At 43.9% G+C, this 15,026-nt stretch carries 15 protein-coding genes; 8 read left to right on the forward strand and 7 right to left on the reverse strand.

The genetic code is table 11. The features are described from left to right. Together HWQ38_RS06860 and HWQ38_RS06865 are read left to right on the forward strand one after the other, a co-directional pair. The coding region (locus HWQ38_RS06860; protein ID WP_292791483.1) for a hypothetical protein at nucleotides 1–188 on the forward strand (188 nt) is incomplete at its 5' end. 677 nt (nucleotides 189–865) lie between these two features. Beyond that, nucleotides 866–1,063: an NblA/ycf18 family protein gene (locus tag HWQ38_RS06865; RefSeq protein WP_292791486.1), complete on the forward strand. Its 198-nt coding sequence runs from the start codon at nucleotides 866–868 to the stop codon at nucleotides 1,061–1,063. A gap of 200 nt (nucleotides 1,064–1,263) precedes the next feature. On the opposite strand, the gene HWQ38_RS40365 is transcribed toward HWQ38_RS06865, so the two are convergent. The 4 genes from HWQ38_RS40365 to HWQ38_RS06880 are packed head-to-tail and all read right to left on the reverse strand — an operon-like array spanning nucleotide 1,264 to nucleotide 2,804. Beyond that, nucleotides 1,264–1,419, reverse strand: a complete 156-nt coding sequence (locus HWQ38_RS40365; protein ID WP_366933249.1) for a DUF6748 domain-containing protein — start codon at nucleotides 1,417–1,419, stop codon at nucleotides 1,264–1,266. Beyond that, on the reverse strand, nucleotides 1,420–1,839 hold the full coding sequence (locus HWQ38_RS06870; RefSeq protein ID WP_292791489.1) for a class I SAM-dependent methyltransferase: 420 nt from the start codon (nucleotides 1,837–1,839) through the stop codon (nucleotides 1,420–1,422). It lies immediately after the preceding gene. Further along, a complete protein-coding gene (locus HWQ38_RS06875; RefSeq protein ID WP_292791491.1) occupies nucleotides 1,817–2,473 on the reverse strand; it encodes an NmrA family NAD(P)-binding protein in 657 nt (218 codons plus the stop codon). Before HWQ38_RS06875 ends, HWQ38_RS06870 begins: the two co-directional genes overlap by 23 nt. Beyond that, complete coding sequence (locus HWQ38_RS06880) at nucleotides 2,394–2,804, reverse strand: hypothetical protein (RefSeq protein WP_292791493.1); 411 nt, start codon at nucleotides 2,802–2,804, stop codon at nucleotides 2,394–2,396. The genes HWQ38_RS06875 and HWQ38_RS06880 overlap by 80 nt, the downstream gene beginning before the upstream one ends. A 553-nt stretch (nucleotides 2,805–3,357) precedes the next feature. Here HWQ38_RS06880 and HWQ38_RS06885 point away from each other — a divergent pair. From HWQ38_RS06885 to HWQ38_RS06900, 4 genes are read left to right on the forward strand one after another with little or no spacing between them, the layout of a single operon-like run. Then, nucleotides 3,358–4,632: a DUF4331 domain-containing protein gene (locus tag HWQ38_RS06885; RefSeq protein WP_292791495.1), complete on the forward strand. Its 1,275-nt coding sequence runs from the start codon at nucleotides 3,358–3,360 to the stop codon at nucleotides 4,630–4,632. A 5-nt stretch (nucleotides 4,633–4,637) separates the two neighbouring features. Further along, the gene (locus tag HWQ38_RS06890) at nucleotides 4,638–6,050 is read left to right on the forward strand and encodes a tetratricopeptide repeat protein (RefSeq protein ID WP_292791497.1); all 1,413 of its coding nucleotides are present in this window, start codon (nucleotides 4,638–4,640) and stop codon (nucleotides 6,048–6,050) included. Next, a complete protein-coding gene (locus HWQ38_RS06895; RefSeq protein WP_292791500.1) occupies nucleotides 6,047–7,594 on the forward strand; it encodes a sulfite exporter TauE/SafE family protein in 1,548 nt (515 codons plus the stop codon). Before HWQ38_RS06890 ends, HWQ38_RS06895 begins: the two co-directional genes overlap by 4 nt. A 57-nt stretch (nucleotides 7,595–7,651) precedes the next feature. Continuing rightward, a complete protein-coding gene (locus HWQ38_RS06900) occupies nucleotides 7,652–8,386 on the forward strand; it encodes a hypothetical protein (RefSeq protein ID WP_292791503.1) in 735 nt (244 codons plus the stop codon). 197 nt (nucleotides 8,387–8,583) lie between these two features. On the opposite strand, the gene HWQ38_RS06905 is transcribed toward HWQ38_RS06900, so the two are convergent. Together HWQ38_RS06905 and HWQ38_RS06910 are read right to left on the reverse strand one after the other, a co-directional pair. Then, on the reverse strand, nucleotides 8,584–10,788 hold the full coding sequence (locus HWQ38_RS06905; RefSeq protein WP_292791506.1) for an AAA family ATPase: 2,205 nt from the start codon (nucleotides 10,786–10,788) through the stop codon (nucleotides 8,584–8,586). A 255-nt stretch (nucleotides 10,789–11,043) separates the two neighbouring features. Continuing rightward, the gene (locus HWQ38_RS06910; protein WP_366933248.1) at nucleotides 11,044–12,534 is read right to left on the reverse strand and encodes a plasmid replication protein, CyRepA1 family; all 1,491 of its coding nucleotides are present in this window, start codon (nucleotides 12,532–12,534) and stop codon (nucleotides 11,044–11,046) included. 267 nt (nucleotides 12,535–12,801) lie between these two features. Here HWQ38_RS06910 and HWQ38_RS06915 point away from each other — a divergent pair, with 267 nt between their 5' ends. Both HWQ38_RS06915 and HWQ38_RS06920 read left to right on the forward strand, forming a co-directional pair. Beyond that, on the forward strand, nucleotides 12,802–13,089 hold the full coding sequence (locus HWQ38_RS06915; RefSeq protein ID WP_292791508.1) for a VIT1/CCC1 transporter family protein: 288 nt from the start codon (nucleotides 12,802–12,804) through the stop codon (nucleotides 13,087–13,089). 350 nt (nucleotides 13,090–13,439) lie between these two features. After that, nucleotides 13,440–14,630 (forward strand): NAD(P)/FAD-dependent oxidoreductase, encoded by a 1,191-nt coding sequence (locus HWQ38_RS06920; protein WP_292791511.1) that lies wholly within the window; start codon nucleotides 13,440–13,442, stop codon nucleotides 14,628–14,630. Between the two features lie 139 nt (nucleotides 14,631–14,769). Here HWQ38_RS06920 and HWQ38_RS06925 read toward each other — a convergent pair whose 3' ends face one another. Further along, entirely contained in the window at nucleotides 14,770–14,913 is a 144-nt protein-coding gene (locus HWQ38_RS06925) for a hypothetical protein (protein WP_292791514.1), read from the reverse strand. Nucleotides 14,914–15,026 lie beyond the last annotated feature (113 nt).

Here is a 15,026-nt window from a genome sequence, read left to right on the forward strand (position 1 = left end):
CCGAAACTGCCCCATATATCCGTGGCAAAACGGTTTACATCTGGCAGCACCGATTATCTCGCCAACCAGTATGGCGTGACAGGGCAAACTTTGAAGCATTTTCTCTCTTGAGTAAAAGTAAACTGGTCTATACCAACCTCAGCTTTCTTAGGCCATCCACTCAGTCCACTACCATCGGTGAGAGGTGAAGATAATCTTACTTTTGTCAATTAGAAATTATGCTTAAAATTTGAAATAGACGAGGTATTAAGTTAACCCTTGTACTGAAATTAGGGGTTAAGAATAAATGATGCGTATCAAGATGAGGCTGCATCTACGCCCGCCTTCTCTACGAGACGCTCCACGAACGGCATCGCCCGATCAAAAATTCTGTTTCTAACCCCGATTTTGGCAATATTTTAAGTACTATTGCTTATTGACAAATGGTATCTGATTTTAACCTCTCACGAATGGTCCACTACGGCGCATCGACAAGCAGTTGAGCAAATTTGTCATCTCCACATTCTCAAACTCCAGTATCACGCCTCGACGCTCACCACTCTTGCCAAAAGGAATAATTGTATTGCCCATCTCTTCTTTTGAGCGATGGCGCTGTTTCGTCCGCCTTCTTGCGATCGCCAGCCGCAAGCAGAAGCTAAAAATGCTTTTAAAAACCTCAAAGCAAGAAATATTAGAACTTATGTTTTTACTTAGGTTGCCACAATGGAGTGATCTCAAGGCTTTTAGCAGCAGATACGGCATTCTAACCTACGCTAGTACGGTTTACACCCCTTTGTTTTTTGTAAAGCTATCGTAACATTTATTTATATAAAGCAATATTTGCTTAACTTAGCAAACTCAAATAAAAGAGTAAGTAATAAAAGCGATGAATCAACCCATTGAATTATCTTTAGAACAAGAATTTAGCCTTAGAACATTCTCTGACCAAGTGAAGCAGATGTCCCGTGAACAGGCTCAAGAGTTTTTGCTGATGCTCTATAAGCAGATGATAATTAGGGAAACGACTTACCAAGAAATGCTCAAACATGAGTGGGAACTTGATTCAGACGCAATCTTGGGCTAAAACAAACCTTGCTCCCGTCAAATTGAGCAAACCCATCGGGGCAAGTCTCCTTAAACTCGGCTATTACCCCCACCTTTGATCACTAATCAGGGTACTGAGTATTTTTAAAACCATGCCTACTCCCAGGCTGTCTAATTGGTGTTGTTTACAGGTAAGCTGAAAAAACATTTACAAACAGCCATTCTGGCGTGAGACTACTATTAGTTCGGTTGCACTCTCAGATAAAATTGTGTAGTCACAAACTTAACATCTCTCTTGGTCGTATCTAATTCGTCTACTAGCTTAGTTGTACCCACAGCAATCAAACTTAGAGCAAAAATTTCTTTGTTTGCCGCTTCAATTTTGACATAAAAAATTTACGTGGTTTCACGGAAAAAAGTGAATTTCTTTGGCTTGATACCTTGTGTTACTTGGTTGAGCCACCCCACAGGCTTTGTTTGTACCTGCTCAAATCCAGCAGTCTTCATCCATACATCTAAATTACCAGCAGCATACAATTTTGAATAAGGTTCTTGAAAAATGTTGATCAGCCATTGGAGATGAGAAAGCCTCTTTTGATTCCCATCCAGAAGAATTAATTGCCCTCCTGGCTTAACTAAACGGAAGCATTCTTGTAAAATTAATTGAGTAATTTGAGGTGGTGTTTCGTGTAATAAAAAGGAGGCAGTTACTAAATCAAAAGTAGCTGTCTCAAAACCAGTGTCCTCAGATAAACCATGTAACCAGCGAATATTCAACTGTTGCTGCTGTGCTTTATAGTTGGCCAAAACTAGCATATAGGGGGACAAATCTAAGCCAGTGACGACTGCACCACGAAAAGCTTGCTTTACCGGTGAGGGGATATGCTCTTCCCTGATGCCCATCTTCAATCAAAGTACGAACTGCAACGGCAGCAATATCCCGCACATCAATAAAACTTGTTTTACCATTACCAGCCGGAAGAAGCAATTCACTATGAACTTTGATGTCTTCTCTGTGTGTGGTATTAAGATTTTGCATAAAAAAGCTGGCCCGTAAAAAAGTAGCTTTAATGCCCAATTGGTTGATATAGCGTTCAATTTGGGAGTGTGGCAGAAAACGGTTGTGTTTAGATCCTAGTATTGAAAGAAACACAATATGCTCAACGCCTGCGAGTTTTGCAGCATTTAAGGCTGGGGCAACTTGTGTAGGAATATTAGCAAGGGCAGGCGGACGCACTAAAAAAAGTTTATTGACTTCAAAAAAAGCATGATCAAAGGTGTCAGGATCGGTAAAGTCGAAGGGGACGCACTGAATATTGTTGCCTAAGAGGTGTTTAGCGTTGTTTGAATTTCTAACTCCAGCACAGATATTACAATCGTGGGATTGCAGTAAGCTCAGAACTTCTTGACCGACATTGCCAGTAGCACCCGTGACTAAAATTTTCAGCATGATCAGCGATTCTTGTTAGAGCATACTGAATTTTAGGCCCCAAAATCCAAACTGGAGACTCCGATAGCGGAATCGTCAGATTGAGTATCCCCTTAACGTGAGATGCGTTGCGTTTAGAGAACTCAGCCAAAGCCTGAATCATCGCCTCATCGCCTTTAATCTCAACCCCAGCCATCAGATCCATCAGCACCGCCCTCAATCCCAAGCGATGCCCTTCGACAGGCTCAGGGTAAGACCTACGGCCGGCTACGCCTACGCTAAGATTTTTCAAAAGAGTCACCCGATGCCCGTTGTTCAAAAAGCTGAGTTGGGGGTTATCTCTTCTGATCATCGCTAAGATTTCAGTCTTGCCAGTACCCATATCGGAAGCTAAACTAACTAACCCCGATTGAGGCAGGGGCAGGCAGCGGATGACTGTGGAAAGATAGCGGGTAAGCTTAACTCAGTTTTCTGTAACGGTGATAAGCTGTCGTGCGTATAACTTGCACTTTTTAGGGTCTGGAACCATTGGTAACTCTGTAATGCTCTGGAAAATTACAGACGCAACAGCTTACTTATAGCCTTAGCTGAAAATAAATATAACAAGGGTTTTAATAGACTCGACGTTTCTCCGTCTTGCGAAGCACTGCCACCGCTATTTAGCGGCAGGTCAAACAACATACCTGAAATCCCAAAAAAGTATTATAACTGTAGCATAAAAAGTTACTAAATCTAGAAATTAGAAAAGTGAGCAAGAAATGAGCAAGTTTTGGTCTGGAAAGTGAGTAGTAAGAGCAAATAAGCTATAAAGCGCTTCGGTAATAGCCGCAGTCTTTTTTGAAATCCAAATCAACTTGCTATTTCCACACCAACAGTAGAGGCTAAACACCTCAAGAAGGGCAACTATGAGAATAAATGCTCGGAGTATCACCTCTTTTATATCAACTGAAGGCAGGTTACTCCTAGAGAAAGCAGTCCAAAATATGGTATTTCTTTCCATCAAGCGATCGCTATATTGGACTAAAGCTACTCGTTTTTTTCGTCCTCTAGTGGCATTTGTCGTTATTTTGCTCGTAGTCCTAATCTATGCAACTCCTAAAGCTTTGGCTTCAGACCATCAGGACACAACTTTCCTTGCCACTAAGCTGACTGCTGCGGATCTCACAGATTTGTTTGTATTTGAGAGTCCGACAAACCCCAAAAATGCGGTTTTAGTGATGGATTTCGACCCTCTGATCGTTTCTGGTGAAAAAAGACCATTCGATCCAAATGTTCTTTATCAATTCAAGATTGATAACACTGGCGACAGTATTGAAGATGTCGTACTCCAATTCAATGTAAATGGTAAAGGCTCACAGCAAACTGTCACAGTCCGCGGCCCATGTCGTCCAACCACAGTAGGAACAGAGTCAGCTTTGCTTCCAGTAAGTTGGACAGGGCAACTCAACCAAACATTCGCCGCATATAACGGTATGAAGTTCTTTGTTGGCACACGCAAAGACCCGTTCTTTTTCGATTTGGAACAGTTCTTTAAAATCATCCCGGATCGGAACTATAGCCTTCAGCCTAATCCCAGTCCTCCCTTCCAAGTTCTTACCTTTAGACCACCAGGACAAGCAAAAGATACCCTGGCCCCATTCAATGTCCACTCAATTATTGTCGAGCTACCCAGGAAACTGCTTGGTAAAGGCAAGATTGGTGTTTGGATGACAACTAGTGTTAAAACTCCTAGACTCAGAAACGGTCATTTTGCTCAGATTGAGCGGTTAGCAGTTCCAGCCCTGAATGAACTTTTTATGGACTTTAAAGCTCATAATAATAGTAATCTTCAGACACCAACCAAAGACGCTAGCAATCAATCCCAATTCATTCAAGCTTTTGTGAAAGCGATCGGTAGACCTAAAGGCATAGCCGATGCAGTGATCTCAGTGGCGATTCCTGATGTGATCCAAGCTGACCTTTCTAAACCTAGCGGTAGTTATTTTGGGACTCAGTTAGGCAAAAATTTTGGTGGTAGAAGACCAAAAGATGACGTAATTGATGTGACTGCATCTGTTGTCTTTGGTAATGCAGTTACAGGCATTTCTACAGGCCAAATTCCGGCGTTGACTAGCGATAATGTTGCGCCTAATAATGCTAACTTTCTTTCTGAGTTCCCTTATTTAGGTAATCCTTTGTAAGGTTTATGCATCTAAAAATACTATGGGTGTTAGTGCTGACTAGCCTACTGGTTTTACTAAGACCCTGTGATACACAAGCGCTAAGTTTAGGCTACACCAATGGTAAGTTAGACACATATTCCTCTGCTGTGCAACTGCTGACTGTTAATTCTAGGCAGATATTACCAGGAAAGCAGTCAGATTTAGTCTTCCCCGATTATTTACAGCGATCGCATATTATCAGCGTCTATGAGCAGAAAGTTGCCCAATCTCCCGATTCTTCAATATTTTTACGTCTGTTAGCCGATCAATATTTGAGGCGCTTTCGAGAAATCGCAGATGTGGAAGATGTGTTACGAGCAGAACAAGCGGCACGTAGATCCCTAGCACTACAGCCGCGCCATAATCAGGTTTCTTCCATGCTCCTAGCATCAGCTTTACTATCTCAACATCAGTTTCGATCAGCTTTAGATGTGTTAAATAATCCATCTCTTGATAATCCCAATATTGTCTCACTGAGGGCATCGATTCAGATGGAGTTGGGTAACTATGAAACAACTCATCAACTCTTGCAAAACCTTGCTGAGGAAGAATCGAACTCTGGTCATAACGCAGTTGTTGCCCGTTACTTAGAGTTAACTGGCAATCTCGCCTCAGCGCGACAACTGTTAGATGAGGCTATGCAGGAGATGGACTCTTTCTACACGACGAGCGCCGAAACTCGTGCTTGGTTTCATGTGCGGGCTGGGGATCTGGCTTTTGCAGCCGGGGATTTTGCCCTGTCTGAGCAGCGATATCGGGAAGCTTTTGACCTTTTCCCCCAGCATATAGCTGCGTTTACAGGATTAGCCCGCCTCTATGCGGCACAGCATCGCTGGCAGGATGCTCTAAATATCGCAAACCAGGGTATAGAACTGATGCCACAGGTAGAAACGCTGGGGTATAAGGCTGATGCTCAAGTAGCTCTGGGAGATAAAAAAGGCGCAACTGAAACTGAAGATTTGATCGGAGTAGTAGCTTACCTGAGCAAAGTTAAAGGAATCTACGATCGCGCTTTAGCAGTCTACTACACCGAACACGGAATTCATTTAACAGAGGCACTACAGATTGCCCGTAGTGAAGTAGCAGTGCGAGACGATGTATATGCAGAGGATACTTTAGCTTGGGCAGCTGCGGCTAATGGGCAATGGCAAGAAGCGCAAAGGGCAGCACAACGGGCAACTCGTTTCGGTACAGAGGATGCTTTGCTGCAATTCCATGCTGGCATGATTGCACTTCACTTAGGTAATCGTGAGGAAGCAATAAAGCGACTAACTCAAGCTGTTAGCCTCAATCCTCAATTTCATCACAAGTATGCTGATCAAGCTCGTCAAGTCTTAGCTAACTTAGTACCTTCTGTCTCTTTTCCCACTGCTAACGCTATAGGGAGTTCTTTATGAAAAAGCTGCTACATTGCTTCGCTTGGAGTACTGCAATCATCGCAATATGTTTATTTTGGATGCCGAGGGCAAATGCCCATCCTTTAGGTAATTTCACCATCAATCACTACGCAGGATTGCAGGTAGCAACCGATGGTGTAGGAATTGATTATGTTTTAGACATGGCAGAGATTCCGGCTTTTCAGGAGATTAATCACTTAGATACTAATCGCGATCGCAAACCTGAACCTATAGAGACGGTTCAATACCCTAACCAAAAATGCCAGGAAGTCAACTCACACCTCGAACTGTTGCTGAATAAACAGCCTTTAGCACTGTCTTTGATCAAATCAACAGTCGAATTTCCTCCAGGTGTTGGAGGATTATTTACACTGCGACTAAGTTGTAACTTTCAGGGGATAACGGAGTTAGTAGGCGCGAATCAGTTAATCGAGTTTGAAGATCAGTTTTATCCACAGCGCTTGGGTTGGCGTGAGATTACTGTGGCTGCAAATGGCGTTCCCATTCAAGGTGATTTCACCTCTTTGAGTATTACCAACCGCTTGAGAGATTACCCTGCTGAGTTACTTAGCAGTCCTCTCGACCAGCGTCGAATCTCCTTTAAACTCAATCCGTCTCTGACATCGAGTGAACAAGCACCTCCACCGTCTGTTAAATCATCCAGCCGCTTAGATAATGCTTTGACAGGAAGAAGCAACGATGTATTTACTAGCCTAATTACCCAGGAAAATCATAATTTCCTGACTATTGTAATAGCTCTAGCGATCGCCTTTTTCTGGGGTGGTTTACACGCCCTGTCCCCTGGTCATGGGAAAACGCTAGTCGGTGCTTATTTGGTGGGTTCTCGTAGTACTGCCCAACAAGCCCTATTTCTGGGGCTGATTATAACGATTACCCATACTGCTGGCATATTTGCTCTAGGGCTGGTCACTCTTGGCACATCCCAGTTTATTTTGACAGAGCAATTGTACCCTTGGTTAAGCATACTCTCTGGGGTACTGGTAACTGTAATTGGTCTGAATTTGTTTATCAGTCGATTGCAAGGGACTCAAGTCTGGAGTTCACACGACCATGTACATAGTCATCAACACAGCCAGGACTTGCATCATCACCAGACGCTCGATAGCGCAGCGTTAGCGAGTCCGCGAGCGTCTGACTCGCTACCGCTTCGCTATCACCATCACCACAACCATGAGCATTCACATTTACCGCCTCACGGCGCTTCCATGAAGTGGTCTAGTCTACTAGCGTTGGGAATTTCCGGCGGCTTGTTACCTTGTCCTTCAGCCTTAGTAGTGTTGCTAAGTGCGATCGCAATGGGACGAGTTGGCTTTGGACTAGCGCTGGTATCTGCCTTTAGCTTAGGTCTAGCAGCCGTACTAACTGGAATCGGGTTAATGCTAGTCTACGCCAAAAATCGGTTTGAGCATTTGCCACTCCAGATACCCAGGATCAAGATGTTACCTATAGCAAGTGCCTTATGTATTACCCTAATTGGCTTAGGTATTACTTCACAGGCTTTACTCGCTCATCCCTGGAACTAGATGAAAGTGCAAAAGAGAAAAGCACTCAGTTTTGTAAAAATAACCTAAAACAACTAGATGTCACAAGCGATTAAAGAATCCATCGTCTCAGAAAACAATCTATCTCATGGCTCTACCAAGTTTTCACAAACAGCCAAGCTTAAGAGTTTGAGTGAATGCTCATTTAATTTTTGGCAAAAATGGCTAAGACGCTCAATCCCTATTGCCTCTGCTGCGATGCCTGGGTTGGGCGTAGCCATCGCTCTATCTGTAAGTGTTATTTTGCCATCTCAGGCATCCACCATATCATATTCTGGTGACACAACAAACGCACCAACTTTTAACCGTCCGCAAACGGAAGGATTTGAAGGTGGTACTAACCCACCCACATCACTTTCTAGTAATGGTACTGCTGTCCCTTATTACAGCCAGCCTTTCTTAGTTGATACTACAGGCTCATATAATGTTGTAGGTTCTCAAGCTTTCCTGGGCATCCAGTTCTTGTACCAAAACAGCTTCAACCCAACTACCCCATTAGTTAATTTACTTAGTGGAAATGATCCTTTTCCAGATGAAGGCACATCTGGTTTTAGCGGCTTGAGCTTAACTGCCAATAATCAATACTTTTTAGTCACTACTGGATTTGACAATAGCAATAACAGTTTTGGGAATTTCACCAATACCATCAAAGGCCCTGGCAATATTACACTTGTGCCCGAACCTTCTTCAATCGCCAGCACAGTAGTCTTTGGGATTATTGGTAGCACCTTAATACTAAAGCGCAAACTAAAAAAGCTAAAATCTGTCAACTAACCTCCGTTTGTCAGAAAACCTTATTTTGAGGAAAATATGAAACGATTTATCTTCATTTCTTTAATAACTGCTTTGTGCATAATAGGCTACTTTGAAATTAGCTTGTCACAGGCTGAAAAACTTTTTTGGCTGAATTTGAGTCTTTGAAATCCTCCCTCACTAAATCATTTCGCACTCCGCACTCGAAATTTTCGCTGTTAGCTAATTTCTCTTTGCCATAAAATATCTGTAACTCTCGTCATCCCAGCTTTGAGATGGCGGCGATAGGTACTGAAAGGCAAATCTAGTAACTCAGCTGCTTGTTCTTGCGTGGGGGCGGGATTTAAATAAGTTCGATAAACAGCGCGGTAGAGTTTTTCATCACGCGGGGATGATTGTAAGGATTCAACTGCTTGTTTCACCAGATTTTGTAAAACGTTAATTCGTTCGCGTAGATGCCCATAATCCGGCTGCTCGGAGAGCTGCATGTCTTTTGGACTCCCGCTCATACTTGTTTTTGTGAAAATTTGTTCTGACACGCTGCGCGAGAGTACTTCGTACACGCTTCGCGATCGCACTAATGGATTATTCTGTAATACATCGGGACTACTAAAGTTACGTAACGCATTCTGCACCGCCTCCACAAATTCTGGCTGACTAAGAACTAACAGAGGTTCATCGACTGGAGTATTATCTACAGATTCTCCGGCAGTTGTAACCTCTTTTCGTGCCAAAATTTCCTTCCATGCGGCAGGTGACACAATTCGCCAGTCATGCCCATAAACACCATAGTGTCTTCCCTCAACTGTAAAATCAGTTTCAGAAAGTCGTGTTAAGTCGAAGTAGTTTAACATTGCTGTCCAACTATCTGCTTGGGCACAAGGTAGGAAGGTGTATGCTAACCCCGGTGTCTTCTGAAAATACTGCACAAAATTAATGAAAATTAGACTTTGGGTGGGGGAAACAGCTTGATAGGTATCCCGCGCCATCCAGAAGCGGAAAATAGTTGCGCCTTCGCTAGGGCGTAATGGTGCATGGGTTTGGAGATATTGCCAAGATGCAAGAGCGCCTGGATCTGCACTCAAATCTTCAACAGTTGCTGTGTGCAATGCCACCATCATTGCAAATCCCGCAGGTTCGGAGTGCAAGTCACGAAATACTACTACATTCTGCGGTTGGCGCTTCAACCAGTGATTTGCTATTTTTGCTGATTCTTCGCCTTCGTATTCTGCCACCATCCCCAGCAGTGCAGTTTTGTCAGTTTCCCGTAGTGAGTCCGTCAATAAACTACTTTGCTCACCCCAGGTAAAACAGGATCGAATCGCCGAGTTATCCCGATGCAAAAAAATATAATCAAGTAGCACTCGATGCTTTTCTTGTCCCTGAGTTTGCCCTAGTCGTTTGGTATAATATTGACGCGCTCGGTGGTGTAATTCATTGTAAAATTCCGAATTACGCCAACGCAAGTCAGCAATTAAAACTTCGCGTGCTAAATCGTGGGGAAATAAACCCAATTGCCCTGATTCGATAAACGACAGTCCGCGCAACCACTCAAATAAATCGTGAACATCAAGTATTTCCCCTAAAGAGTGAGCCTCACCAGCCAAAGTATTTTGAGGCACAGCCAATATTTGATTTAGTGCGGCTTCGGTAGTCAGCCGAATCACCGCACAAGCTTCTAAAGCCATACGGTGTAGGGGCGTTGGTACTTCTTTTATGAATCTTGACAACAGTGTTTTAACAACATTGGGAGCAGATTCTGCTTGAAAAGAGATTTCTTTTCCCTGAGCAAACACCTCAGCAACCAAAGATAATGCTAGAGGATGTCCGTGGGTAAATTCTAGAATCGCCTGGTGTTGTGTGGTGGGAATATCTCGTGTGGTGAGATAAGTTTGACTTTCTTCTGGGGTCAGGTTGCGTAGGGGCAAAGTGTGCATCAAAGCTTGCCAACCTGGATCGCTACACCAACCAGATGAGGGGGGATTGCGTCCAGAAATCACAATTAAAGTATTAACAGACAAATGGGGTAAGAATACTTCCCGCAGCCATTCATCTAAATGGGCAATAGCTTCATAGGTATCAATTAAAATTACATTCCGTTCTTGTCTTTGGGTTAGCACATCCAGAGGAGAATCTGATTCATTCAATCCCATCAACGAACGCAACGTGCTAATAAAAGATTCTGGCGCGGCTTCTATATTACGTCCTTCTACGTAGATAGTTGATATTTTTGACCGTTCACAAAACCGCAAAAACTGCTGCATGAGGGTTGTCTTGCCCACACCGCCAGGGCCAAAGACGTGCAAAATGTGAAAAGGTAATTCTGGAGACGCGATCGCATCAAGAAATAGCTCCAGTTCCCGCTCACGTCCCACGAATTTGCGATTGCGTTCTGCACTTAGTCGCTGTAATAGAGATGTCATTGGCATCCCTTCCTCAAATTTTACGTAGGATTACTGTTTTAAAGTATGAAGGATATTTTTGATTTCTAAAATCTACTTTGACAAAATTTATAAATAATGTTGATAGTGGTAAATATCTAGCGATCGCCAATTCTCATTTTAAGGTTTGATGACATTAAACCCCTTGCAGCAGGCAGGGTTGAGAAATTTCTAACGAATGTAGGAATGTAGCGATCATCTCTGTAATTAATCGGGTGAGCTTTGTGAGGATGTGACCTAAATCGCCACCAACCAATCGCACACCACAGACCTACACCCGTCAGCAAAGTTAACCCAGACCTGCCACTGCCCCAGGTATGCGTTCCAGAACGGTTCACCATCAACAACGCTGACAGCCTCACCAACTTGGGAGACAAGCTCAGTATAGAACCGACCAGCGCTGTCGAGTCCTTCCCGCATTTTCAGCTTCAACCCTTTCCAGCCTTGGGCAATAGGATTTTCCACCTGGGTAACTGTTTGGGGAATATCAATAGGTGTCGTGTCAGTGACTGGTGTGGTTAACACTATATTATTCATGACTGACACCAACTCACTTTGAAATTCTTCATCTCGATTGAGCCATTGCCCAAAAATCGAATCACGCTGATCATCAGGGACAACGAATTGATAAACGCACTCCCGATTTTCACGCTTACCCAACCGACCAACGTAAGCCAACTTCAAATCAATCTTCGCTAGTAATTTCTGTGCGATGCCTGCGGCGGGCGAAGCCATCGCAATCGGGGTCAGTTTTTCAGAAATGGAAACATTCAAGTAATTCTTGATAACGTGCCGATGTTTTACAGCCAGAGCCTTAAACTCCACCAGCTTCTCGTCGCTGCCCCGTAACTGAACGTCTGGTGTAAGAAACTGCAACAGATTCAGATTTTCCAGTAACAGTACAGCAGGTAATAACTGCCCCTTGTTAAAATCTGGTTTCCAAACTGAATTCTCTCCCGCCTCTAATTGGGCTTTTGCCCGTTTAGCATTACGGTTCGTCAGAAATTCCCGCCCCAGCGTCAAATAATAGTGCATCCGCAGTTGGGGATACCAGCCATCGTCATCTTTTTCGACAAGCTCAGGGGTTATGTCAATTTCGTAGCGGCGAGACAATTCGGCTTTACGCTGCTGGTGTCGTTCAGTTTTGGTTTTCGCTCTTTTGTCTTGCAACTTCTTCAATTCGCTTGGGGAGAGTTCATCAGAATTAGCAATTGCCTGACACTCCGCAGCATACAATTCAACAGACGCGGCTTTAACCGATTCAATTACTGCGCCAGTCTCATCATCATCGGCATCGATAACGGTGTAACCATCTTCGACCAAACCCGCAAGCACAGACTCCCGATAGCGCCGCATCTCAACATTAATCACAGAGCCACGTTTCCCCCATGTCTGTAGGGATTCGGGCTGAAAATTCTGGTCAACAAAGCTGTAATCGTCATTATCCGCCGCCGACAGCAGCGCAATATTAGCCTGTGTCGCAACGTGTTGACTTCTGAGTAATCCTCCTATGGATGTAGAGCCATTCCCCACAACCGACATCCCCCATTCTCTGACCGAAATGTGACGGTCAACTGTTTCCCGTAACCGTGCCAACATCTGACGCACAGAGTTAACCGGCTGCACTCCCTGAAATATTCCCCAAACACCATCAAAATGTCCTCGAATGTCGATGGATACTCCAGTTTCTAAACTTGGGGAGGCGATAACTAAATCATAGTGGGTCAAAATCTCTAAGTGATTGGTAAAACTGGAGCTAATTCAGCAAATAAATTGAGTTGTTGCATGGTAATTTTCTGCAATTAAAAAACGTGTGCTAAAGCAGTTGCTGTTAGTTTTAGTTGCTGGAGAATACTTCACGTTTCTTGAGATACTTGCTCCCAATACTCAGTAACAAAATCATGCGCTTGCTGTAACACTTGAGGAAGTAAAAATAAGGGGACTTCCCAAGCTGCAATAACGCTACCAGCGAAACATTCGGCAAGTTCAACCCGAGTGCCTTTTGCCCTGACAGCAGGGCTATCTGGGGCTATCACATCAACAAGCATTATCGTGACGGCAGGGTTAGCGGAGATTATTGCCGGCTCAATAGCAATGGGTCTGGGGGGCTACTTAGCTGCAAAAACCGATTCTGAACATTACATAAGTGAACGCCGCCGGGAACTTCGGGAGGTTAGTGAAATGCCGGGTGAAGAGGCACAAGAAGTTGCAGAGATTTTCCGTGCCTATGGTCTTTCTGATCAGCAGTCGATGCCACTGCGGTGGACGGGAACGCCTGCATAAAGGAGCCAGCGCTGTCGGCGGGTTTCCCGACTTGAGGCGACTGGCGTCAAGTGGCGTGCGTGGGGAGTGAAAAAGCGAATTGCGAATGGGAAAAAGCGAATTGGAAATGACTCCCTTGACCACGGCAGTACTGCGGTAGGGTAGATATGGCAGATATGACGAGATTATCCCCACGGAGTTTGAGGAGATAAAAACTAATTAGAACAATCATTCAGAGTTGATTCTTAAGGAAGATTGACTAAAAAAGTACTTAGCAGTCAAGATAACAACTGTGGAGCTAGCTCAAACGTGAAGATGTCTTTAGGCATGGAGAAAAGACATATATTTGTGAGGATATTTTGATTTCCAATATGAACACAAATCTAACTCAGAAATTATCCAAACCGATAGTAGAGAAAGTTGCTATTGTCGGTGCTGGACCAGGCGGGTTGGCTTCTGCTATAGCGCTGAAAAGCCAAGGTATAGATGTTCAAGTATACGAAAAAGCCCAAGAGTTTCGTCCGGCTGGAACTGGACTAGGGCTAGCTCCTAATGGGTTGAGTTCTCTAGATGCGATCGCACCGGGAATTGTCGAAACCCTCAAAACTTCAGGATGTGAGGTTCACCACACGGTTTTAAAGAATATTCGGGCAGAAACAATCCGCGCTAATGCAACTAAATATTTAGAGCAATATGGACAGCCATTATTGACTATTTGGTGGTATCGTCTACAGCAAGTCTTAGCATCGAGATTACCATCTGACATCATTCATCTCAATCATCGCTGTATCGGCTTTGAGCAAGATGAAAACGGTGTGGAAATTCATTTTGATGGCGAAAAATCAGTGTATGCAGATTTGCTGATTGGGGCTGATGGCGTTAACTCTGTAATCAGAGAAACTTTATTTGGTGAGGGTAAGCCTAATTATATTGGTAGTATGTGTTGGCGTGCCGTCATCAAGTATCACCACGAGCTATTTAATGACTATGAATTAGTTTTCGTCAAAGGCAATCAACAGTTCATGTACCTTCTGAATGTAGGCGGCGGCTATACCAGTTGGATTAGCCGGAAATTCTCGCCTGATTACTCTCTTTCCCACAGCGCAGATGAAGTGAAATCTCGCATTCTCCATGAATTAGCTGATTGGGATGAATCCTTTCGCGCGGTGGTCGAAGCGACACCAGCCGAGCAAATTTGGTCAGGGCCGATTTGTGATCGCCCACCGTTAAATCAATGGAGTCAAAACAGAGTCACTCTCTTAGGCGATGCTGCCCATCCGATGGCACCAGCGATGGGACAGGGAGCCAATACCACTTTTGAAGATGCTTATGAACTGCGAGAGTGTTTTGCTGATTCAACTAATTTCCAAGAAGCTTTAACTACCTACGAACAGCGTCGCATTGAACGCACAAAAATCATCCAAGCTCGTAGCGCTTTGGGCGAGATGCGCTACTACAATATCAACACCGAAGCATCTAACGGTCAACAGGAGCAGCAAATGAGCCTTAATAATGATTTTCATAAATGGCTGTATGATTACAAGCCATCTGTAACAATTTAAATCTTAAGAACTCTTGCAAAAGTCTTTTGTGATCTAATTAAGGGTTAAAGAATTTACGATTAGGACTTTTATTAGCAGTGAAATGAGGAGGAGAATTCTTCTTTTCATAGCTGCCGCAAGTGCTGTAATAACTCCACCCTCAATACGGTTTGGTTCCGTCGTCAGTGATAGAGCAAGCGATCGGTAATGTACAAGCCACAAGAACGTAAACGAGCTTTGCCTTCGCATTTGGTGGTCTGTGGCGGATTGCCCCTGATGGGAAATCAAAGAAAAAAGGTGGCATAAAAATCATGGTGCAAGTGATTGAATACACGTTAGAGCTTAACCGAACCGTATTCTGACTTTTCCCGTTATCTCCTTGACGGAGCGATCGCTAATTTGAATAAGTTTTACTTA

It is taken from the genome of Nostoc sp. NMS7 (assembly GCF_017115085.1).
GTDB lineage: Bacteria > Cyanobacteriota > Cyanobacteriia > Cyanobacteriales > Nostocaceae > Nostoc.